The 21,206-nt window shown below is 67.9% G+C and carries 16 protein-coding genes; 4 read left to right on the forward strand and 12 right to left on the reverse strand.

The features are described 5' to 3' along the window. Position 1 precedes the first annotated feature (1 nt). The gene (locus AC13GA_RS15350; RefSeq protein WP_482998475.1) at positions 2-1,987 is read left to right on the forward strand and encodes a M56 family metallopeptidase; all 1,986 of its coding nucleotides are present in this window, start codon (positions 2-4) and stop codon (positions 1,985-1,987) included. Between the two features lie 67 nt (positions 1,988-2,054). On the opposite strand, the gene AC13GA_RS15355 is transcribed toward AC13GA_RS15350, so the two are convergent. The 3 genes from AC13GA_RS15355 to AC13GA_RS15365 all read right to left on the reverse strand — a co-directional run bounded on the left by AC13GA_RS15355 (position 2,055) and on the right by AC13GA_RS15365 (position 5,944). Then, positions 2,055-2,369, reverse strand: a complete 315-nt coding sequence (locus AC13GA_RS15355) for an I78 family peptidase inhibitor (protein WP_482998476.1) — start codon at positions 2,367-2,369, stop codon at positions 2,055-2,057. Positions 2,370-2,435: 66 nt separating this feature from the next. Beyond that, on the reverse strand, positions 2,436-3,458 hold the full coding sequence (locus AC13GA_RS15360; protein ID WP_482998477.1) for a ribonuclease H-like domain-containing protein: 1,023 nt from the start codon (positions 3,456-3,458) through the stop codon (positions 2,436-2,438). Further along, complete coding sequence (locus AC13GA_RS15365; RefSeq protein ID WP_482998478.1) at positions 3,455-5,944, reverse strand: DEAD/DEAH box helicase; 2,490 nt, start codon at positions 5,942-5,944, stop codon at positions 3,455-3,457. The genes AC13GA_RS15360 and AC13GA_RS15365 overlap by 4 nt, the downstream gene beginning before the upstream one ends. A gap of 212 nt (positions 5,945-6,156) precedes the next feature. Here AC13GA_RS15365 and AC13GA_RS15370 point away from each other — a divergent pair, with 212 nt between their 5' ends. Beyond that, on the forward strand, positions 6,157-6,675 hold the full coding sequence (locus tag AC13GA_RS15370) for a hypothetical protein (protein ID WP_136638455.1): 519 nt from the start codon (positions 6,157-6,159) through the stop codon (positions 6,673-6,675). Between the two features lie 40 nt (positions 6,676-6,715). Next, positions 6,716-7,390 (forward strand): hypothetical protein, encoded by a 675-nt coding sequence (locus tag AC13GA_RS15375; protein ID WP_136638456.1) that lies wholly within the window; start codon positions 6,716-6,718, stop codon positions 7,388-7,390. 130 nt (positions 7,391-7,520) lie between these two features. Here AC13GA_RS15375 and AC13GA_RS15380 read toward each other — a convergent pair whose 3' ends face one another. From AC13GA_RS15380 to AC13GA_RS15420, 9 genes are read right to left on the reverse strand one after another with little or no spacing between them, the layout of a single operon-like run. Then, the gene (locus AC13GA_RS15380; protein ID WP_482998479.1) at positions 7,521-9,329 is read right to left on the reverse strand and encodes a hypothetical protein; all 1,809 of its coding nucleotides are present in this window, start codon (positions 9,327-9,329) and stop codon (positions 7,521-7,523) included. Next, a complete protein-coding gene (locus AC13GA_RS15385; RefSeq protein ID WP_482998480.1) occupies positions 9,326-11,494 on the reverse strand; it encodes a hypothetical protein in 2,169 nt (722 codons plus the stop codon). Before AC13GA_RS15385 ends, AC13GA_RS15380 begins: the two co-directional genes overlap by 4 nt. Beyond that, a complete protein-coding gene (locus AC13GA_RS15390) occupies positions 11,491-12,612 on the reverse strand; it encodes a BatA domain-containing protein (protein WP_426354691.1) in 1,122 nt (373 codons plus the stop codon). Before AC13GA_RS15390 ends, AC13GA_RS15385 begins: the two co-directional genes overlap by 4 nt. Beyond that, positions 12,609-13,505 (reverse strand): DUF58 domain-containing protein, encoded by an 897-nt coding sequence (locus tag AC13GA_RS15395; RefSeq protein WP_295382263.1) that lies wholly within the window; start codon positions 13,503-13,505, stop codon positions 12,609-12,611. Before AC13GA_RS15395 ends, AC13GA_RS15390 begins: the two co-directional genes overlap by 4 nt. A 7-nt stretch (positions 13,506-13,512) precedes the next feature. Beyond that, a complete protein-coding gene (locus tag AC13GA_RS15400; protein ID WP_004134018.1) occupies positions 13,513-14,496 on the reverse strand; it encodes an AAA family ATPase in 984 nt (327 codons plus the stop codon). Positions 14,497-14,512: 16 nt separating this feature from the next. After that, complete coding sequence (locus AC13GA_RS15405; RefSeq protein ID WP_012509667.1) at positions 14,513-15,220, reverse strand: DUF4159 domain-containing protein; 708 nt, start codon at positions 15,218-15,220, stop codon at positions 14,513-14,515. Next, on the reverse strand, positions 15,220-16,554 hold the full coding sequence (locus AC13GA_RS15410) for a TldD/PmbA family protein (protein WP_046984782.1): 1,335 nt from the start codon (positions 16,552-16,554) through the stop codon (positions 15,220-15,222). Before AC13GA_RS15410 ends, AC13GA_RS15405 begins: the two co-directional genes overlap by 1 nt. Positions 16,555-16,575: 21 nt before the next feature. Next, complete coding sequence (locus tag AC13GA_RS15415) at positions 16,576-18,210, reverse strand: TldD/PmbA family protein (RefSeq protein WP_046984783.1); 1,635 nt, start codon at positions 18,208-18,210, stop codon at positions 16,576-16,578. A gap of 30 nt (positions 18,211-18,240) precedes the next feature. After that, positions 18,241-19,872 carry a TldD/PmbA family protein gene (locus AC13GA_RS15420; protein ID WP_482998481.1) on the reverse strand — a complete coding sequence of 544 codons (1,632 nt, stop codon included), beginning with the start codon at positions 19,870-19,872 and terminating at the stop codon, positions 18,241-18,243. A 708-nt stretch (positions 19,873-20,580) separates the two neighbouring features. Here AC13GA_RS15420 and AC13GA_RS15425 point away from each other — a divergent pair. Beyond that, positions 20,581-21,195 (forward strand): DUF938 domain-containing protein, encoded by a 615-nt coding sequence (locus AC13GA_RS15425; RefSeq protein ID WP_482998482.1) that lies wholly within the window; start codon positions 20,581-20,583, stop codon positions 21,193-21,195. The last annotated feature ends 11 nt before the right edge of the window (positions 21,196-21,206 follow it).

Here is a 21,206-nt window from a genome sequence, read left to right on the forward strand (position 1 = left end):
CATGGACACCACGATGCTGATCCTGTTGTTGGAACGGCTGGGCTGGACCAGCCTGCAGACCGTGCTGCTGGTGGCCCTGGTGTACGGCGTGTGCCGCGCACTGCCGTCCCTGTCGGCGGCCACCCGCTGCCGCCTGTGGTGGCTGGTTTCGCTGCAGGCCGTGCTCGGCCTGTTCTGGAGCCAGCCGCTGCAGCTGGCCTGGCTGCCGGCACCGCAGGCGGTGGCGATCACCGCCACTGACGTTGCCGCCGATCTGGTCTACCCGCTGGCCCCGGAGGCCTCGGCACGGCTGTTGGCCGCAATGCCGATGCCTGCCGCGGATGTGCCGGCGGTGGCATGGTGGACCGTCGCACTGGCCGCGCTGTGGATGTCCGGCGTGCTGCTGATGGCACTACGTACCTTCGGTGAGTGGCGTCGCTGCCGCGCGCTGTTGGCAGCGGCCTATCCCTGCGAGGACCAGGCGCTGGTGCAGGCCCTGCAGCTGGCCGCCGATGCGCACGGCGTGCGCCCTGCACCGCGGCTTTGGATGAGCACGCAGGTGGACGCACCGCAGCTGGTCGGCCCGTTCCGCCCGGTGCTGCTGCTGCCGGCCGGCGACAACGCCTTGCAGGGCGATGCGCTGGACCTGGCACTGACCCACGAGCTGCAGCATCTGCAGCGGCGCGATCTGCAGTGGGGCCTGCTGCCCGCATTGGCCCAGCACCTGTTCTTCTTCCACCCGCTGCTGCGCTTGTCGGTGCGCGAATACGCACAGGCCCGCGAGGAAGCCGTGGATGCGGCCGTGGTCGGCCAGCACGGCGCGAGTCGCCAGGCCTATGGCCGCCTGCTGTTGCAGCTGGGCGTGGCACCGCAGCCACACCTGGGCGTGGCCAGCGCCGCGCCGAACACCACCAGCCTCAAGCGCCGCCTGCTTTCGTTGCAGTCGCGCCGGTCCTGCCCGCGCATCCTGGCGATGGCGTTGACCGCTATCGTCGTTGTGGTGGGCGTGGCACCGATGCGGCTGGTGGCGGCGCCAGTGCCGCCGGCACCGCCGGCGCCTCCGGCCGCACCGAAGGCCGTGATGCCGCCGCCACCGAAGGCACCGCCAGCGCCTCCGATGTCCGCGCGAGTGCCAGCCGTTCCGGTGGCTCCTGCGGCACCGGCCGAGCCGGCCGATGTCGAGGCGCTGTCAGGCCCGGACGATGCGGATGTGGCGGTCGACGTGGATGTCGATGTGGATACCGACATGGACAGTGAGCATTCGACCTCCCACACCACCTCCATCACCACCTATGGCCGTCTGGATCTCGGCAAATCACCGCGACAGGCCTACGTGCTTGTCGATGGTGATTCGACCTTCGCCAATGGCGGCATCGACGATGTAACGGTGGCCCGCAGGCAGCTCGGCAAGGGGCCGGCGCTGTGGTTCCGCCAGGGCGACAAGCGCTATGTGGTGCGTGACCCGATGCTGATCCAGACCCTGCAGCGCGCCTACAGCGGCGCCGCAGACCTGGGCCGCCAGCAGAGCGAACTGGGCCGCCAACAGAGCGTGCTGGGTCGCCAGCAGGGCGAACTCGGCAGGCAGATGGGTGAAATGGGCCGCCTGCAGGGCGAGGAGTCGCGCCGCATCGCACTGGCCGCCGCCGAGGCAGCACGCAATGCGATGGCCGCCCATGACATCAACCGTGATGCCGCCGCGGAAGCGGCGAAAGCGGCGCGCGGTGCGACCCACGATGTGGCCGTTGCGCGAGAGGCTGCACGCGAGGCTGCCGCCGAGGCACGTCGTGCGATGCAGGAAGCCCGCAGCGAGGCCGCGCAATCCGGCCGCACCCGTGACATGCAGCGCCTGGCCAGCCAGCAGTCTGAACTGGCCAGCCGTCAGGCGGCACTGGGCAGCCAGCAGGCCGCGTTGGGCGAGCGCCAGGCACGCGTGCAGGCCCAGGCATCGCAGCAGGCGCAGCAGGTGATCGCGCGTGCACTGGCCAGCGGCAAGGCCGAGCGGCTCTGATCGGTAGTGCCGGCCGCTGGCCGGCAATGTGGGGTGCCGGCCAGCGGCCGGCACTACCCTGGGAACATCAACCGCAGCTGGCGCGCTCGATGCGGTTCTGCGCATCTACCTGCACGGTCACGCGATCCTGGCGGAAGTCCATGGTCACCGCCATGCCGGGTTTGACCACCCGTGCACCGCGCGCGCCGCTGTCAGCCACCAGTTTCTTGATCGTGGCTTCGTCGGCGGTCTTGCCGGTGAAGGCTTCCAGCGCCTCCGGCCTGCATTCGTGCGTGGCGTCGGCCACTGGCGCTGGCGCGGGATCGTGGGTGCTGCTGCTGCCGGCGTGACTGCAGGCTGCCAAGGGCAGGATGGCGAGCAGGACCAGGGGATTGAGGCGCATCGTCGGGCTCCAGGCGTGGATGATGGCGGCAGTGTCACCGCTGCCACCGTCAGGCCGCGTCAACGCCTACTGCCCGACCAGTGCCAGGGTTTCGCGTTCACGCTGTTCTTCCCGTACCAGCCGCTGCAGCAGCAGGGCCAGGGTCACCACGTCCTGGTGGTTGTGGTCGGCCACCCGGCGCAGGTTCACCGCATCGCCGCCACGCAGGAAGCGCAGCCATGCGCCGGGCGCTTCCGAGCCGGGCAGGTCATCCTCGCGCACCACGCGCAGCAGCTGCCGTTCGATGGTGGACAGCTTGCAGTTCTCCCACGTGCCGCGATAGCGGCGGCGGGTCGGATAGAGCAGATCAACGTGATCCAGCGCTGTGATCGGGCAACGCTGGCGGGCCAGTCGGTAGCGCGCCTTCAACAGGGGCGCATCGTAGCTGCGGCCGTTGTAGCTGCAGAACACGGTGGACGGCTGCAGCCAGCTGGCGAAGGTGGCCAGCATCGCGTCCTCGGCGGCCATCGTCGACATCAACAATTGGCGGATGCGCAGGCCTTCACCGCGTTGCGGGCACACATGCCAGTCGGCGGCACCGATCATGAAGGCGCGGGTGCCGGTACCGCCGGCCAGGCCGGTGGTTTCGGTATCGAAGAACAGCAGGTCGCGCGCGGCCACGTGTTGGTCCTCGCGCTTGGCGAAGGCCAGTGACAGCGGGGCAGTCGGGATCGGTTGCGGCTGCAGCGATTCGATCAGGAACAGGCCTGGTGCGATTTCTTTACCGGGGAGCTGGCGATCCTGCGCGCTGGCACGTGTTGGCAAAGGACCACTGCGTGTGCGCAGGCCGAGCAACCGATGCAGGCTGCCCACCTCTGGTTGGCGCAGCGGTGCCGGTGCAGCAACGGGCGCCGCTGCGCCAGTCGCCTTGTGGCGGATTTCCTGTTCGACCCAGGCGAACACCGAACGTTCGGCCGGTGGTTGCCGTGTATCGTTGGCGGCCACCGGGGCCGGCGCTGCGGGCGGCGGCGCGGGCACGGCCGCCGCAACCGCCTTCGGGTCCCCGGCCTGCTTCCGTAGCAGGCGCAGCTTGTCCAGGCTCAGGCTCACGGTGCCAGCAGCTCCATCGGATCGCGCGTGGTCATCACCACGTCGGGCACGTGCTGGCAGGCGTCGGCATCGAACAGGTCGAGCACGCGCAGCGCCAGCGCACGCGGCGAAGTCTCATCTTCTTCCTGCGCGGCCAGCACCGGCCCGACACAGGCCGGGCAGCCGGCCTTGCAGTCGCAGCGCTGCACCAGTTCACGCGCGCGCTGCACCAGCTCGGCCTGGCGCTGCCACAGCGGCTCGCTGAGGCCAACGCCACCGGGGAAGTTGTCGTACAGGTATACGGTCGGCACGAATTCCTGCAGCAGCTCAACAACGCCAGGATCGCCCTCGCTGCCACGCAGCTGGCCGCGGCCGCTCTGGTCGGCGATCGCGAACCAGGAACCATCACCGTTGCCGACCGACTTCTGCAGGTCGCGCGCATCGGCCATCACCGCCACGGTGGCGACGATGTGCAGCGCGTAGGCGGCGCCAAGGAAGCCATCCAGCGCATCCTGCTTGCTGGCGAAGGCGCGCAGCAGCAGCGCCTGTGGCAGCTGCCACCACACCGCAGTGGTGTGCAGTTCCTGGTCGGGCAGGTTGACCGGACCGTAGCCGATGCTTTCGTGGGTGTAGTAGCGGATCTTCTTGTAGCCGGCCACGCGGCGCACCACGTGCACCTCGCCATGGTGCGAATCACCACGGCCGGCCACGCCGCCATCGAAGCGGTCCAGCACCTTGAGCTTGGTGAAGTCGATGCTGTCGGTGTAGTAGTCCACGTGGGTGCGGGTGACGTAAGCCTTGCGGCCTTCCCAGTCCAGCGTTTCCACCTGGTAGGGCGTGGACTGCACCATGTGGATGGCGCCTTCGTACAGGGTCAGCGCTGCAGCGGAGTAGTCCACTTCGGCGATGATCTGCTGGCGGCCATCGCTGCGGTCGACCACCACGAAGTTGCCGTCGGCCACCGCGCGCAGGCTGACCGCGTTGGCCGGGTAACTGTCAGCGATCCATTCCCAGCGCTCGCCTTCGCGGTGGATCACCTCGGTTTCGGCCAGTGCTTCCAGGAACACTTCCGGGTCGATCGGGCCGAAGCCATCGCCGACCCGGAACGGCAGCTCGAACGCCGCGCAGCGGATGTGGTCGAACAGGATCAACGGCTGGTCGGGCGCGATGCGCGCGTGTTCCGGCGACGCCTCGGCGAAGAAGTCCGGATGGCGCACCACGTACTGGTCCAGCGGCTGCGAACTGGCCACCATCACCCCGAGTGCGGGCTGCTGGCGGCGGCCGGCGCGGCCGAAGCGCTGCCAGGTGGCGGCCACGCTGCCGGGATAACCGTTGAGAATGACCACGTCCAGGCTGCCGATGTCCACGCCCAGCTCCAGCGCCGAGGTGCTGACGATGCCGTCGATGTTGCCGGCACGCATGGCACGCTCGGTCTCGCGGCGCTCGGTGGGCAGGTAGCCGCCGCGGTAGGCGCGGATGCGTGGTGGCTTGCGCGGGTCGTGGTCGAAGATGTCCTTCAGGTACTTGGTCAGCACCTCTACCATCAGCCGGGTCTGCGCGAACACCAGCGTCTTCAGGCCGGACTTGATCGCGATGCGGGCGATGCGGTTGCTCTGCGAGCGCGCCGAGGCACGCAGGCCCAGGTCCGGGTTGATCACCGGTGGGTTCCACAGCAGCACCTGCTTCGGCCCGCTGGGCGCGCCGGATTCGGTGATGGCGGTGACCGGTGCCTCGATCAGCGCTTCGGCATGCGCCTGCGGGTTGCCGATGGTGGCCGAGCACAGGATGAACTGCGGTTGCACCCCGTAGAACGCGCAGATGCGCTTGAGCCGGCGCAGCACGTTGGTGACATGGCTGCCGAACACGCCGCGATAGGTGTGCACTTCGTCGATGACGATGTAGCGCAGGTTCTCGAAGAACTGCGCCCACTTGGTGTGATGCGGCAGGATCGCCTGGTGCAGCATGTCCGGGTTGGAAACCACGATGTCGCCATGCAGGCGGATCGCCTGGCGGGCATCGCCGGGGGTGTCGCCGTCGAAGGTGAAGGCCTTCACTCCGAGGTCGCCGGCGCGGTTGAGCTCCAGCAGTTCGGCCACCTGGTCCTGCGCCAGTGCCTTGGTCGGGAACAGGTACAGCGCCTTGGCCTTGTCCTGCATGGCGGCGCTGACCACCGGCAGGGTGTAGCACAGCGACTTGCCGCTGGCGGTGGGGGTGACGATGGCCACGTGCTCGCCACGCTGGCTGGCCTCCCAGGCCTCGGCCTGGTGGCTGTACAGCTGCTCGATGCCACGTGCCTTCAGTGCCGCAGCCAGGGCCGGTGGCACGGAATCGGGAATCGGCGCATAGCGGCCTTCGCGGCCGGGAATGGCGAAACTGCCGGTGATGCGGTCCTGGTAGCGGCGCTGCAGGCGTGCACTGAGCAGGGCGCCGTCGCGGGCCGGCAGGCCATCACGGGTGGCGAGCTTCTGCTCGGCATCGGCGGTGCGCTTGGCGAGTTCGTAAGCCATGGAAGATGGAGCCGGGACGTTTTTCGAGGGGTCACATGGCACCACATTCACGTCTCAGGATGTGAGACATCGCACGCGAAGGGCGTGAACCGTTCAGTGCCCGCGCCCGGTGGCGTCGCCGCATCTCCCTTGGCTGAACAGCTGCCAGTGCAGCAACGAAATCTGAAGCCCGCATCCGTATCCTTGGGTGCTGGACGCAACCAACAGGGTGGATGGCTGTGGCACGACGTGGAACGCAGGGAGCACTCCTGGCCAGCATGCTGCTGGCCGGCATCGCACAGGCGCAGCAGGCCACGCCGGTAGCGGTGCCCGACCCAACGCCCGTGCCCCCTGCAGATGCGCCGGCGGCAACCACCGCGCCGGTCTCCACCACCCCGCAGCAGGACAACGTCACCACCCTCGGCGAAGTGCGTGCACTCAAGCCCGAAGACGAGCCGCTGGACCTGTACCGCTTCAAGAACCCGGTCAAGTTCGGCGACAACCGCTTCAGTCGCGATTGGAGCGAGCCGCCGTCGCCGGAGCAGGTCAGCATGGGCGGTGGCTACATCATGATGGGTGTGGTCAAGGGCGTGCTGGCGGCCGGCAGGGGCTTGAACAAGCTCACCGGGGGACCGGACCAGATCCAGGCCGCGACCGCACGGCCACCGCCGGAACTCAGCGCGGAACAGCGGCAGCGTGCGCTGCGGTTCTCCCAGCAGCAGGATGCCGGTGATGCATCGCCGGTGAAGTAGGTCGGTATATCCTGCCGGCTCCCCCTCCGGTAGTGCTGCCATGTTTCTGCGTTCGATCTGCCTGCTGGCCGCATTGCTGCCGGCGTCCGCCTTCGCGGATGCCATCGCCGGTGATGGCGCCTGCCGCAACGGTGCGTTTCCCTCCGAACAGAGCCGGTTCGCGCTGGCCAAGGTGACGGGTGCGCCCCGTCTGTACCTGCTTGGTGACATGGACGGCTGCCCGGCGAAAGGCGAACCCGCCTGCCGCCAGCGCAGCTATGTGGTCAACGGCGATACCGTTGTGACCGGGCGTGATCTTGGCCGATACCGCTGCGCGTTCTTCCCGAACAAGGTGGGCGGTAGTGCTGGCTGGGTGGACCGCAGCAAGCTGCAGGCGTTGCCGGTGGTCGTGCCGTCGCTGCAGGACTGGACGGGCAACTGGAAGGATGGCGACAACGGCCTGCGCATCACCGTGCAGGGTGGGCAGCTGCATGTCGAAGGCGACGCCTACTGGCCCTCCGCCAACCCCACGCCGGAGCAGCGCCCGTATGGGCCGAACATGGGCCAGGTGGAAGCGCGTGCGGCGCCCCGTGGTGCCGATGCCGAGTTCGTCGAGGACACTTGCAGAGTGCGCGTGCATTCTCTGGGTGAGGTGCTGATCGTGGCCGACAACAGCGAATGCGGTGGCATGAACGTGCGCTTCAATGGCGTGTACCGGCGCGCGGGCATGCGTTGAAAAGTGCCAACCAAGGTTGGCATCTACCAGGGCAACCGGCCAGTAGATCCACGCCATGCGTGGATGCTGCCTGCAATCCGATCGGTGGGGTCAGAGCCCTTTCGCGGGCGGAAGGGATCCGACCCCGGGATCAGCGCCGCCGTTCCAGCCACCACAACAACGATGCGCACAACACGAAGGCCAGCCACCAGGGCCAGCGCGAGCCCGGTACTGGCTGCGTGGCCAATGTGCCGGTCGGAGTGCTGGCGGCCAACATCCGTGCAGTCGCATCGATCATCGCCTGCCGATGCAGCGCAGCTGCATCCTTCGGGTCGAACACATAGCGCCAGACGGTGCTGTCGCCATGCTGCAGGCGCTGCCAGCCCGATTCGCGGGGCCACCAGCCAGCGCAGCGCATTGCAGATGTCGCGCCATCGACGATCAGCGGCGCGCCTTCGCCGCGCTCATTGAGGGCCTGCAGCGGTGCCTGCACGCCGCACACTGACTGCCGTTCGCCTGCCCAGCTGATCGGCTGCGGCGACCACAGTGCATCACCGCTGCCCAGTGCCCGCGCCAACGTGGCGACCACGCTGCTCCACAGCTCGCCATGACGGTCATCGCGGCCGGCCAGCACCCAGCGCCAGCTGTCGGTCAGCGGCAACAGGCCGATGCGGCCCTTGCCGACCGCGCGCCAGCCACCGATGGTGTTGCCAGCACGATCATGCAGCAGCGCGCTGCCGCCCGGAAACTGCAGCGCCAGTGCTTCCAGCGCGGGCAGGGCGGCACCGTGCGAGCTGCGGTCGGCGTCTTCGCCGTAGCCGGTCGGCAGTGTGCCGGCGGCGAGTGGGCCACGTCGTGCGGCCAGGATGGCGCTTTCGCCGTCGCCGGGAAGCTCGACTGCATGGCTGCTGCCATCACCCTGCACTGGCAGGCCCAGATCGCGGAGGCGCTGGCGCGCGCTGGCCGAAGGTGCGCCTGCACTCCGTACCAGTACACCGATTCCATCGCGCAGCGCCTGGCGCACGGCGGCCAGCTGGCCCGCACTCAATGCCGCCAGGCTGCGCTCGTCCAGCAGAAGCAGGTCAGTGTGTGCGAGCGATGCTGCATCGATCGACACCGGGCCATCGCCGATGCTGAGGCCCGCGCCTGTATCGGCCTGCACCTGCACGCGGATGCCAGCATCGGCCGCCCAACGGCGCAGGTACTTCAGCTCTGGGCCCGGCGCGCTGGCGCGCACCAGCAGGCGCAACGGCGCCGCGGGCACGGTCTGCTGTGGCACCGGCACGCTATCCACCACATGGCCATCTGCATCGAGCAGGCGCAGGCGGAATACGCTGCGTCCCGCCGCGCGGGCGATGCCGCTGAGCTGCACGCGGCCGTCGTCGTCAACGACCGCGCGATCGACCACGCTGTCGGCCGGGTCGAGCAGCTCTGCCTTCGCTTTTGCCACGCCGTGCGCCTGCGCCTGCACGGCGAAGCGCGCACCGGGGGCGACGTCGACCGGTGGCTGCAGTGCGACCCAGCCACGCGGCGCGGGCGTTGGCTGCCAGCGCACATCCTGTGGCAGCACCGCGTCGCGGTCACGTGCCGCCAGGCCCGCACCGACCAGCGTCAGCGCGGAGGCCGGATGCTGGCGCAGCGCGGTGGCAAGGTCGGGAACGCGCTGTGCGCCAGGCACATCAGCAGCTTCCGGCAACAGCAACAGCGGACCTTCGCTGGCCGGGAGTGCGCCGGCCTTGCCGGCATCGGTTCCGAGCACGACCAGCCCGCCTGCGGGTTGCTGGCGTGTGGGCGGCACCAGGCAGAAATAAAGCAGAGTCGCGGCGATCAGCTGCAGTCCGATCACGATCCCCTGTCGTCCACGGCGCGTGGTGCTTCCACGCAGCTGGCGCACGCTGGCGATGACCACGACCAGAGCAAGCGCCAGAGCAATCCACAGGTTCACAGCGGAGGCGCTCATGGCTGCGTCTCCAACGCATCAAGATAGCGTTGCCCCATCGCATCGGCGGCACTGCGCCGCATCGCCTGCGGCAGCGGCCGCTGCAGCGCACGCCACAACTGCGCACGCAGACGCTGGCGACAGTCACGGCATCCTGGTTCGATGCGCAGCTGCTCGATGGCGGCAGCCAGATCGAGTGCATCGGGCAGGTAGGCGGTGTTGCGCTGCTGCCAGGTCGCGAGCGCATCGAGATCGGGCGCGCCGGTGTCATCGCCGAGGCGCTGCCAGGCTTCGACGATGGCCGGGTCCGGCGGCGTGCGTGCGGCCAACGGCAGTTCGCGGCTGGCCAGCCCGGCGCGATCACCGCCCAACCGGCGGCCTTCATCGATCGGCGGCAGCTCCGGTCCGACCCGGGCCAGGTAGATGCGCTCGGCCTGCTGCACCTGCTTGATGAAGGCCAATGCCTTGTAGGCGAATGGCAATGCCTGCTCCGGACGGCCCTGGCGCAGCTCGCCTTCGGCCGACCACATCTGGTCCAGCGCAGCCTTCAACGTCGCGCGGGTCTGCGGATCGAGCAGAGTGGCGGCCTCGGCATGGTCATGGGTGTGGCCATACTCGGAGAGCACGTCGGTGGCGCTGCCGAACACCGGCGACGTATCGGCATTGGCCGGCTTGCCACGGTGATCGTGGCCATGCGCGTCGTGCGTCCCGGCATCGGCGTCATGGTCGTGATCGTCGTCGTGATCGTGGTCGTCTGCGGCGGGCGTATCGCTGGTGGGCAGATCGCTGGTCGGCGGTGGCTTCGGCGCACCTTCACTTTCCTCACCCAGGAACTGGCCATAGCGCAGGCGCAGGATGCGCTGGTCGACGCCGATCGCATCGCTGCGCTTCACGAAGTCCTCGGCGGCGAGAGTGCGGCGCTGTCGGATCAGCGCTTCGGCATCGATGATGATCTGCCGCTGGCTGCGGAAGTAGGCCGGCAGGGTCTTCTTGATGCGGCCTTCCAGCTCTGCACCGAGTGCGACTTCGGCGCTGGGCAGGCGCAGGATCACGCTGCTGCTGCGCCCGGTCTGCGGTGTTGGCGCGTGGTTGTCGCGCACCTCCAGCTGGGCGATCACATCGTTGCCGGGCTGTGCGCCCAGCGCAGCAAGATCAAGGGTATGGGCGAAACGCCGCGCGGTGGCTTCGCCGCTGCCGGCAAGCGTGACGCTGCGCTTCACGAAGGTGATGTTCTCACCGCTGCCCTGGGTGGTGGTGATCGACAGCGTTGCCTGCGCCGCGACACCGTAATCGTCGCTGGCCTCGAAGCGCAGCGCCCATTGCCGTTGCCCGGGCGTGCCCAGAACCAGGCTGGCGGCCGGCTCCAGCACGCGCACGCTGGGTGCGCGGTCGGCCACTACATCCAGCCGGTGCAGGCGGGTTTCGGCCAGCGTCGGTTCGCTCACCACGCGGTACAGCACCGGCGTGCGCGCCACATCCTGTGCCTGCCACTGTCCATCGCGCTCGCTCAGCGGCAGCCGTCGACCATCGTGGAACTGCAGCCATGCCTTGGCCGGTACGCGGTCGAAGCGCAACGACCACGACAGCTGGCTGTCGGCGGCGACCTTGGCATCCAGCGTGTTCTGGGTGATCGTGGCCTGTCCGGTATAGGCCGGTGCGTTGATGCGCAGCCGGGTGGACTGCAGCCGCAGCGGGCCCGCGGACGCGACGCTGCCGGTCGTGGCGGAATGGACGGCTGCCGGGACTGGGTTCGAGCGCGGCCAGCCGAACGCGAGCAGGGCAACGGCCAAGCCACCGATCCAGCACAGCACCACCGTCAGGTGTGGCCAACGTGGACGCAGCTCCGGCATCGCCTGTTCCAGCGTGGCAAGCACATGCGCGCGCTGGCGCTGCTGCAGCGGATTGAGCGTGGTGGCGTCGGCGAACAGCAGATCGGCGCTGTCTTCGCTCGTACCGCTGCCATCGAGTTGCCGCTGCAGCCACTGGCGGTCCAGCTGGCGGGCACGTGCAGTGGCGAAGGCCGCGCAGGCGAGCAGGCTGACCGTGGCGACCACGCAGGCGATATCGAAACCGGACAGCCGCAGTGCGAGCGCCGTCGCGGCCAGCGCCCACGGCAGGCCCAGCAGCAGGGTGATGGCGGCGCGGCGACGGCGCGCACGTTGCCAGGCATGCTGCAGCGTCTTCATGCGACCGCCCTGCGCCGCGCGCTGCTGGCCATCCAGCGTTCCAGTGCGAACAGCAGCACGATTGCCAGCAGAAGCCACGCCGTGGGCTCACGCACCGGCGATGCTGCTGCGGGCAGTGCAACCTGGCGCGGCGCCTGGTCCTGTGCATCGCCCATGCGTGGCGACGGCAGCGGCTGCAGGGCCAGCAGCAGGGAACGCGGCAGCTGTGGATCGCGCAGCGCGGCGTTGCTGGCGGTGTTCCACTCGCCCGTCAGCGACAACAGGCGACCCTGGCCGATGCGCTGCTGCCCCAGCAGCGGCACGCCTTCGGTATCACGCAGCAGGACGGCGGCGTTGGCGGCGGGCTTGGCCGCGGTCAATACGCTGCCGCCCTCATGCAGCCAGGCCTGCCAGTTCGCCGGCAGTGCATCGCTGCGGCTCCATACACCGATCTCGCCACGTTCGGGCAGCGCATTCGCTGCAAGCGGCGCGAGCGGTGCCTGCACGCCCCAGCCGCGCTGCAGTGCGTTCAACCAATGCTGGGCAGTGGCGGATGCCTCGCCGTGCACGCGCAGCTGCGGCAGTGCGGCTGCCGTCCGCGGCGGAGTGATCGCCGTCGGCTGCGGGTGCCACTGAACTTCGCGCGACAGCTGCAGGCGGGCGCCATCCAGGCCGGGCAGGGGATCGGGAACATGCACGGTCAACGCGGTGCCGGCTGGCAGCTGCGCGTCCAGTTCGCGCAGCAGGCTGGGCAGGGTTGCCGAGGATGTGGGGGGCGCCTGATCAATGGCTGGGAAGCCGGGCGCCAGCCAATGCCAGTTGCCATCCTTGGCCGTGCCACGCAGCGCCGCGGCATCCAGTCCTGGGGCCACCACCGTCCACGCACTGGGGGCCGGAGCGGGGCCGGTCAGCGCAGGTCGTGCCAGCAGCAATGCCAGCGCGGCCAGCAACAGCAGGCGCACCAGCAGCAACGGCCAGTCATCGAAACGGATGCGCTGGCGCGGCCGGATCTGTGCGCGCAGCCAGCGCAACGCGGCAAAATCCAGCGGCGTATACGGATGGCGTCGAGCGAGGTGGATCAGCAGTGGCAGCAGCCATGCGGCCAGCGCTGCCAGCCCCAGTGGAAACAGCAGGCTCACGCGTCGCCCCCGCGACCGAACAGCGCCTGCAGCGGCTGGTCCAGCGGTTGGTCGAGCCAGCCGGCTGCGCTGGCAATCCCGCTGGCCTGCAGCCGCGACTGCAATGCGGTACGTGCGTCGGCGAAGCGTTGCAGGTAGTCGGCGCGGATCGCCGCGCCATCGCCCAGCAGTTCCTCGCCGGTCTCCGGGTCGCGGAAGCGGTGGCCGGTGTCGAATGGGAAGTCGCGTTCGTCGGCAGTCAGGATCTGCAGCAGGGCCACTTCACGGCGCGCGCTGGCCAGTTGTTCCAGCAGCACGATGCCGGCTTCATCGAAGCCATCGCCAATAGCCAGCAGCATGTCGCCCGGGCGCACGCGTTCCCACAGTGGGCGTAGTCGATCCGCCGCAGGCCAGCCGCCGCGCGCCTGCAGCGCATGAAGTTGCAGGTGCACGCGGTCACGTTGGCGTGCGCCGCTCGCTGCGGGCACCAGCTGCAGCCCATCGCCATTGATCGCCAGCAGGCCGAAACGGTCACCTTGCTGCAGGGCCAGCTCGACCAGGCAGGCGGCAACGCCGCGCATATGGTCCAGGCGCGTGCGTTCCGGCGCGGCGCGATCGGCCTGGCCGGCCGAGGCGGTGGCATCGAGCAGCAGCCAGACCGTGATCGGGCTTTCGCGTTCGGATTCGCGTACGAAGAAGCGGTCCGAGCGTGCATACAGCTTCCAGTCGATCTGGCGCAGTTCGTCGCCCGGCTCGTAGGCCCGGTACTGGGCGAACTCCAGGCCGGCACCACGGCTGCGGCTGGCGTGCTGGCCAATGCCGCTCGCACCGCTGGCTAGGCGCGGCCGCAACCGCAGCAGGCGCAGGCGCGCGCGCAGTTCGGGGGGCAGGGTCAACGACATACCAGCGTTCACGCGTGGATCAACCCGGGAACGGCACGGCCTGCAGCAGGGCGGCGACCACGTCGTCGGCACGCTTCTGCTCAGCCTCGGCGGCGAACGACAACAGCAGGCGATGACGCATCACCGGCGCGGCCAAGGCCTGCACATCCTCACGGGTGGCGGCAAAACGGCCCTGCAGCAATGCGCGTGCTTTCGCCGCCAGCACCAGCGATTGCCCGGCGCGTGGGCCGGCGCCCCATTTCACCCATTGGTTGATTGCTGCCGGTGCGCCTTCGCCGGGACGGCTGGCGCGCACCAGGCGGGTGATCCAGGCCAGCACATCGGGGCTGACATGCACCTGGCGCACCGCGGCCTGCAGGGCAATCACCGCTTCGGCATCCATCACCTTGGGCACCGCGTCGGTGGCACCGCCGGTGGTCTGTTCCAGGATCTGCCGCTCTTCGTCCTCGCTCGGGTAATCCACCAGCACGTGCAGCAGGAATCGGTCCAGCTGTGCTTCCGGCAGCGGGTAGGTGCCGGCCTGCTCGATCGGGTTCTGCGTGGCCAGCACGAAGAACGGTGCAGGCAGTGCATACGTGGTGCCTGCGTAGCTGACGGTGCGCTCCTGCATCGCTTCCAGCAGCGCGGCCTGGGTCTTGGGCGGGGTGCGGTTGAGTTCGTCGGCCAGCAGCAGGTTGGTGAAGATCGGGCCCTGCTGGAAGCGGAAATGGCGATGGCCGGTGCCGTGATCTTCCTCCAGCAGCTCGGTACCGAGAATGTCGCTGGGCATCAGGTCGGGGGTGAACTGCACGCGCCTGAACTGCAGTTCCAGCGCCTGGCCGAGCGAGCGCACCAGCAGGGTCTTGCCGAGCCCGGGCGCACCTTCCAGCAGGCAGTGGCCTCCGGCCAACAGGCCGATCAGCAGCTGCTCGACCACGGTGTTCTGGCCAACCACCGCGCGTGCGAGCGCGGCGCGCAGATCGTGCAGGCGCGGCAGCAGGGAGTCGAGGTCAGCGGTGGTCATGGGCGTGCAGGTCCTATCAATTGTTCAACGCGTACATCACGATGTTGACGCCGAAGCGGGTGTTGTCTTCGGCCAGGAAGCGCTTGTTGCGCCAGTCGTAGTCCCACTCGCAGCCGTAGTCCTTGTTGCTGTAGAGCAGGCCCAGGCGGCCGTCGACCTCGATGCCTTTCAGGTAGTCGTGTACCAGGTCATCGCCCCAGCCATTGAGCTCGAAACTGGTGGCCGGTGGCCCATCGGGGAAGCGGAAGAAGCTGCGGTACAGCGCGTGGCTGTTGGGCAGCTTCTGCAATGCCTTCGGTCCAAACAGGCGACCCATCTGTGCCTCGAACGAGGTGGCGAACAGGCCGTCGATATCATGGTTGCAGTCATCGACGAAGACGAAGCCGCCATTGCGCACGTAGCGCACGAAGTTCTGACGCTCGGCGGCGTTGAACTCCACCAGTGTGTGCCCGGCCAGGTAGCAGAACGGCGCTTCCAGCATACGCGGGTCGGCCAGCGCCACCACGTGTTCCTGCGGATCCACGCGCAGCGAGGTGTAGTCGATCAGCGAGGTGATCAGGTTGGACGGCATGCGCGCGTCCACGTCCCAGTCGCCGGAGTCGTACTGCAGGCGGGTGAACCAGAAGTCGTAGCGCGAACTGCGCGGGCCTGCCTGCGCGAAGGCCGGCAGCGCCGCCGCCGAAGCGGCAGCGGCCAACCAGCGCAGGCAGGCCCGGCGATCCATCAGACCGCGTCGGACAGCGAGGTGAAGGTGAAATCGCGCAGCTTCATCGGCGGGATCATCATCACGTAGCTGGATTCATCACCGGCCACGCGCACCGGCTTGCCCAGCTCTTCGATGTTGTTGAGCATGATCACCGGCGACTCGTTGAAGCGGAAGTTCTTCACCGGGTGCTTGATCTGGCCGTTCTCGATGTAGAAGGTGCCGTCGCGGGTCAGGCCGGTCAGCAGCACGGTCTGCGGATCGACCATGCGGATGTACCAGGTACGGGTGACCAGGATGCCCTTCTGGGTACCGCGCACCAGCTCGGCGGTGCTCTTGTCGCCACCGCTCATCAGCAGGTTGCCCGGCGAGGCCTTGGCGGTCTTGCCCTGCTTCTGGGCCCAGAAGCGCGAGTAGTCCAGGTTGGCGATCTTGCCGTTTTCGATGATGGCGATGCGCTCGCGTGGCATGCCCTCGTTGTCCCACGGCAGCACCGGTGCATCCGGGTGCCACGGGTCGGCGAACATGGTCACGCGCGGGTCGTAGACCTGCTCTCCCAGCTTGTTGCCGCCGCCCTTCTTCGACAGGAAGCTGCGGCCTTCATCGGCCGAGCGTGCGCTGAAGAAGTTCATCATGAAGCTGATCAGGCCTGCGGCCGCGGCCGGTTCCAGGATCACCGTGTACTTGCCGGGCTCCAGCGCCTTGGCTTCGGCCGACTCGGTGGCCTTGCGCATGGCGATGCGGATGTCCTGGTCGGCCTTGAAGTCCGCCGCGTCCTTCAGGTTGCGGCCGACCCAGCCCGAACCACGACCGTCTTCGGTACGCACGGTGCAGGTGTAATCGAAGTTGGTGGTGCGCTGGTAGGCGAAGTTGCCATTGCTGTTTGCGGTGGCCTGGAAGCCCTGGCCGTCTTCAAGGAAACCGGCGGCGATCAGGCCGTGGCCACGGCACGGGGCGATCGAATCTGCGGCGACCTTGGCGCGGAAGGCTGGGTCGATTGCTGCAGTGGATTCGCTGAAGGTGGGGCTGGCGCGGTAGCTCTGCTTGCCGATGGCCGGCATGAACTCCGGATTCTCCGGGGCCAGGCGCGCCAGGTCTTCGGCACGGCGCACCACGCGTTCCAGCGCGGCATCGTCGAACTCGTTGATCGAGGCCGTGCCGACGCGCTTGCCGAAGGCGACGGTGACGGCCAGCTCGGTGTTGTCGACGATGCCGCTGGTGGAGACATTGTTCAGTGCGAAACGGATGTTGCCGCTGATCGCGCCGGCCAGCACGGCGGTGCATTCGTCGGCCTTGGACAGGGCGATGACCTTGTCGAGGATGGCCTTGGCCTGGGCTTCGGTAAAGATACTCATGGTGTAAGGGCTCCTGACCGATCAGCCGAGGCTGCGTGCGGTGTTGATGACATTGATGCCGTTGAAGCGCGCGGTCGACGAACCGTGCGAGACCGCCGAGACCTGGCCCGGCTGGCCCTTGCCATCGAAGAACGAACCGCCCAGGCGGTAGTCGCGCTCGTCGGCCACGGCCGTGCAGGCATTCCAGAACTCTGGCGTGCGGATCTGGTAGGCCACGTCTTCCAGCATGCGGGTGATCTGGCCGTTCTTGATCTCGTAGAACAGCTGGCCACCGAACTGCGCGTTGTAGCGCTGCTGGTCGATCGAGAACGAACCGTCACCGATGATGTAGATGCCGTTCTCCACGTCCTTGATCAGGTCCGGCACGCTCAGCGGCTTCTTGCCCGGCGCCATCGACACGTTGGCCATGCGCTGGAACTGCACGCTGGACCACGAGTCGGCATAGCAGCAGCCATCGGACTCGGTCTTGCCGAGGATGTGGGCCTGGTCGCGGATGGTCTGGTAGTCCACCAGCTTGCCGTTGCTGATCAGGTCCCAGCGCTTGCACTTCACGCCTTCGTCGTCGTACGCCACCGCACCGAGGCTGCCCTGCTGGGTCTTGTCGGCGAAGATGTTGACCAGCTCGCTGCCGTACTGGAAATGCTGTTCGCGCTTGTCCAGGGTGGCGAAGCTGGTGCCGGCGTAGTTGGCTTCGTAGCCGAGCACGCGGTCCAGTTCCAGCGGGTGGCCGATCGACTCGTGGATGGTCAGCCAGGTGTGCGACGGATCGAGCACCAGATCGTACTTGCCCGGCTTCACCGACGGTGCCTTCAGCTTCTCCTGCGCCTGCTTGGCGGCGGCGATGGCGTCTTCCTTCATGTCGTAGGAAGAACTGTAGTTGACCACGCCGTTGGGACTGACCACCTTGCCGGCGGCGGCGCCGTCCAGGTACTCGTAGCCCAGGCCCATCGGCGAGGACAGGCCCGAACGGGTGCGGAACTTGCCGCTGGTCTTGTCGATGGCGGTGACCGTCATCGGGGCCCAGATGCGGTGTACGTCCTGGTCAATGTAGGAGCCATCGGTGGAGGCGAAGTACTTCTGTTCGTTGACCAGGAACAGCATCGAATTGACGAAGCTGGCACCGGCGCCCATTGCTGCGGCGTTGACGTCCAGCAGCAGGCCGACCTTGTCCTTGATTGGTACCTCCATCGCGTTCTTGCGGATCGGTGTGCGCCAGCTCACCTCACCGACGCCGGGTGCCTTGGCCAGCTGTACGGGGGCGGTCTGCACGCCGGCATTGGCCTTGGCGATTGCCGCGGCCTGCTGCGCGGCCCTGGCCACGTCGGCGGTGCCCAGCGCGTTGGTGGCAGCGAAGCCCCAGGCGCCGTTGACGATCACACGGATGCCGACGCCGGTGGACTCGGTGTTCACCACGTTCTGCACCTTGTCCTCGCGGGTGATCACGAACTGCCGCAGGTAGCGGCCGATGCGCACGTCGCAGTAGGTGGCGCCGGCGCTGCGCGCAGCCTGCAGGGCGGCGTCGGCCAGGCGCTTCTTCAACGCCGGGTCGAGGCTGGACTGCAGCTGTTCGGCGGCGATCACCTTGCCGAAGAAGGAGGGCACGATCAGCCCGCCCGCGGTAAGCCCGGTCAGGGCCAGGAAGTCACGTCTTTGCAAGGCTGCTCTCCATGTCGAACGATGGGTGGCTCAAGCGCCGAGACTGCGCGCGGTGTTGATGATGTTGATGCCGTTGAAGCGGGTGGTGGACGAACCGTGCGAGACCGCCGAGACCTGGCCGGGCTGGCCCTTGCCGTCGAAGAACGAACCGCCGAGGCGGAAGTCGCGCTCGTCGCAGATCGCGGTACAGGCATTCCAGAATTCCGGCGTACGGATCTGGTAGGCCGCATCCTCGACCATGCCGGCGATCTTTCCGTCCTTGATCTGGTAGTACAGCTGGCCGCCGAACTGCGCGTTGTAGCGCTGCTGGTCGATCGAATACGAACCGCGGCCGTGGATGTAGATGCCGTTCTCCACGTCCTTGATCATGTCCTCGACGCTGAGTGGCTTCCTGCCCGGCGCCAGCGAGACATTGGCCATGCGCTGGAACTGCACGCTGGACCAGGAATCGGCATAGCTGCAGCCATGCGAAGCATTGCGGCCGAGGATGTGGGCTTCATCGCGGGTGGCCTGGTAATCGACCAGGATGCCGTCGCGCACCAGATCCCAGCGCTGGGTCTTGACGCCTTCGTCGTCGTAGCCGACCGCACCGAGGCTGCCCGGCTGGGTCTTGTCGGCGAAGAAGGTGACGATGTCGCTGCCCCAGCGGAAACCGGCATCGCGCTTGTCCAGCGTGGCGAAGCTGGTGCCGGCGTAGTTGGCTTCGTAGCCGAGCACTCGGTCCAGCTCCAGCGGGTGACCGACATTCTCATGGATGGTCAGGAACAGGTTGGACGGGTCCAGCACCAGGTCGTATTTGCCCGGCTTCACCGACGGCGCCTTCAGTTTTTCGCGCGCGTGGCGGGCGGCGGCGATGGCGTCCTCGACCGGGTCGTAGGATTCACGATAGGCGGTGATGCCGCCGGGCAGCTGCACCTTGCCGCGCGCATCGCCATCGAGGAACTCGTAGCCCATGCCCATCGGCGAGGACAGCCCTGCGCGGGTGCGGAACTTGCCGCTGGCCTTGTCGATGGCGGTGGCAGTGAACGGCAGCCAGATGCGATGTATGTCCTGGTCGATGAACGAGCCATCGCTGGAGGCGAAGTACTTCTGTTCGTTGACCAGGAACAGGGTGGAGTTGATGTAGTCGGCACCCGCATTCAGCGCGGCGGCGTTGAGCGCCAGCAGCAGCTCGACCTTGTCCTGGATCGGTACTTCCATGGCATTGCGGCGGATCGGCGTCTGCCAGCGCACGTCACCCACCGACGGCGTTGGTGCCAGTTGCACCGGCCGGGTCTGGATGCTGGCATTGGCACGGGCGATGGCCGTGGCCTGCTCGACCGCAGCGCGTACGGCGGCCTCGGTCTGCTGATGGGTAGCGGCAAAGCCCCAGGCACCGTTGACGATCACCCGCACGCCCACGCCGGACGATTCGCGGTTGGTCACGTTGCCGACCTGGTGCTCGCGGGTGATGACCGACTGGTTGAGGTAGCGGCCGATGCGCACATCGCAGTAGCTGGCCTTGGCCGTGCGCGCGGTAGCGAGGGCGACCTCGGCCAAGCGCCTGCGCAGCGCGGTGTCGACCGGGGCGAGCAACTGCTCGGCGGCGATGGCACGGGAATGCGGCAGCAGCAGGCCCGCCAGGCCCAGACCGGAAAAAGCCAGGAACTCACGTCGTTGCACAGCGTTTCTCTCTCTCGCTTGCGTGCAGCCGGCAACAGGCCGAGCCGATCACGTCAACTCCTCGACTTTCGCCAGCGCGGCGCCTCCGGGCAAGTGACTGCAGTCATGGTTGGTGGTGTTTCGGCAGGGCTTGCAGCCCTGCACCTGCTCAATGCAACGGCAACGGCAACGGCAACGGCCAAAGCCAGAGCCAGAGCCAGAGCGGCATTCCGTGGGTTGGCGGGGCGGTGTCGGATTGCGGGGACGCCGCAAGTACGTCCGTGTAGGCTTGGCAGCCGCATCCATGCGGCTGACACCCCGCAATCCGACACCGCCCCACCTTCGACGGATTCCGGCGGCTGTTGGTAGGTGTCGACCTTGGTCGACACATCTGTCAGACATCGAAATGTATCCGGGGTCAGACCCGTTTTCCTGCGGAAAACGGATCTGACCCCAGGAGCCGTTCCAACAGGCCACAGAAAACTGTCGAAGGCGGGATGGGTCCGGTTGCGGGGGTGTCCGCGGCATGGATGCCGCGGACAAGCCCCCAAGGACGGGTTTACGGCGTCCCCCGCAACCGGACCCATCCCGCCATCCCACAGGAAGCCCGCTGTCGCTGTTGCTTTGGCTGTTGCCGTTGCTCCGGCTTCGGCGGGGTGCAGGGCGCAGCCCTGCCGAGCAACACCCCCTCGTGCACAATGGGGCCGACCCCGCCTGGACACCGTCCTGATGTCGAGCAAGCCGTATTCAGAAGCCTGCGAGCGCAACCGCGAACCCATCGCCACTGCACTCGACCCATGGATGGGCGACCGCCATCGGGTGCTGGAGATCGGCAGTGGCACCGGCCAGCACGCGGCCTTCTTCGCCGAGCGCTGGCCGTGGCTGCGCTGGCAGCCCAGCGATCATCCGGACCATCTGCCCGGCATCGAGGCGTGGCGTGCGCAGGCCGCGCTGCTGAACCTGCTGCCGCCGGTGGCGCTGCAGGTGGAACTGCCCCCGGCGCCGGGCCTGTCGTTGCCCGAGGGCAGTACGTTCGACGCCGTATTCAGCGCCAACACGTTGCACATCATGGGCTGGGAGCATGTGCAGGTGCTGTTCGGCGCGCTGCCGCCGCTGTTGCGCCACGGTGCGCTGTTGGCGATGTACGGCCCGTTCAACTACGGCGGCCGCTACACCAGCGACAGCAACGCGCAGTTCGATGCCTGGCTGAAGGCGCGTGATCCGCGCAGCGGCATCCGCGATGTGGAAGTGGTGCAGGCGCTGGCAGCGGATAAAGGATTCACCCGCCTGGGTGATGTGGCAATGCCGGCCAACAACCGCCTGCTGCTGTGGCGGCTGGGGTGAATCGCCGGTAG

It is taken from the genome of Stenotrophomonas sp. 22DLJC03, assembly GCF_056861405.1.

What these genes read in the sequence shown, in the direction of transcription:
- AC13GA_RS15370 (WP_136638455.1), top strand. Translation starts at nt 6,157, where the DNA reads ATGGCTGTGGCACGACGTGGAACGCAGGGAGCACTCCTGGCCAGCATG.
- AC13GA_RS15385 (WP_482998480.1), bottom strand. Translation starts at nt 11,494, where the DNA reads ATGAAGACGCTGCAGCATGCCTGGCAACGTGCGCGCCGTCGCCGCGCC.
- AC13GA_RS15410 (WP_046984782.1), bottom strand. Translation starts at nt 16,554, where the DNA reads ATGAGTATCTTTACCGAAGCCCAGGCCAAGGCCATCCTCGACAAGGTC.
- AC13GA_RS15350 (WP_482998475.1), top strand. Translation starts at nt 2, where the DNA reads ATGGACACCACGATGCTGATCCTGTTGTTGGAACGGCTGGGCTGGACC.
- AC13GA_RS15425 (WP_482998482.1), top strand. Translation starts at nt 20,581, where the DNA reads ATGTCGAGCAAGCCGTATTCAGAAGCCTGCGAGCGCAACCGCGAACCC.
- AC13GA_RS15375 (WP_136638456.1), top strand. Translation starts at nt 6,716, where the DNA reads ATGTTTCTGCGTTCGATCTGCCTGCTGGCCGCATTGCTGCCGGCGTCC.
- AC13GA_RS15380 (WP_482998479.1), bottom strand. Translation starts at nt 9,329, where the DNA reads ATGAGCGCCTCCGCTGTGAACCTGTGGATTGCTCTGGCGCTTGCTCTG.
- AC13GA_RS15365 (WP_482998478.1), bottom strand. Translation starts at nt 5,944, where the DNA reads ATGGCTTACGAACTCGCCAAGCGCACCGCCGATGCCGAGCAGAAGCTC.
- AC13GA_RS15405 (WP_012509667.1), bottom strand. Translation starts at nt 15,220, where the DNA reads ATGGATCGCCGGGCCTGCCTGCGCTGGTTGGCCGCTGCCGCTTCGGCG.
- AC13GA_RS15400 (WP_004134018.1), bottom strand. Translation starts at nt 14,496, where the DNA reads ATGACCACCGCTGACCTCGACTCCCTGCTGCCGCGCCTGCACGATCTG.
- AC13GA_RS15355 (WP_482998476.1), bottom strand. Translation starts at nt 2,369, where the DNA reads ATGCGCCTCAATCCCCTGGTCCTGCTCGCCATCCTGCCCTTGGCAGCC.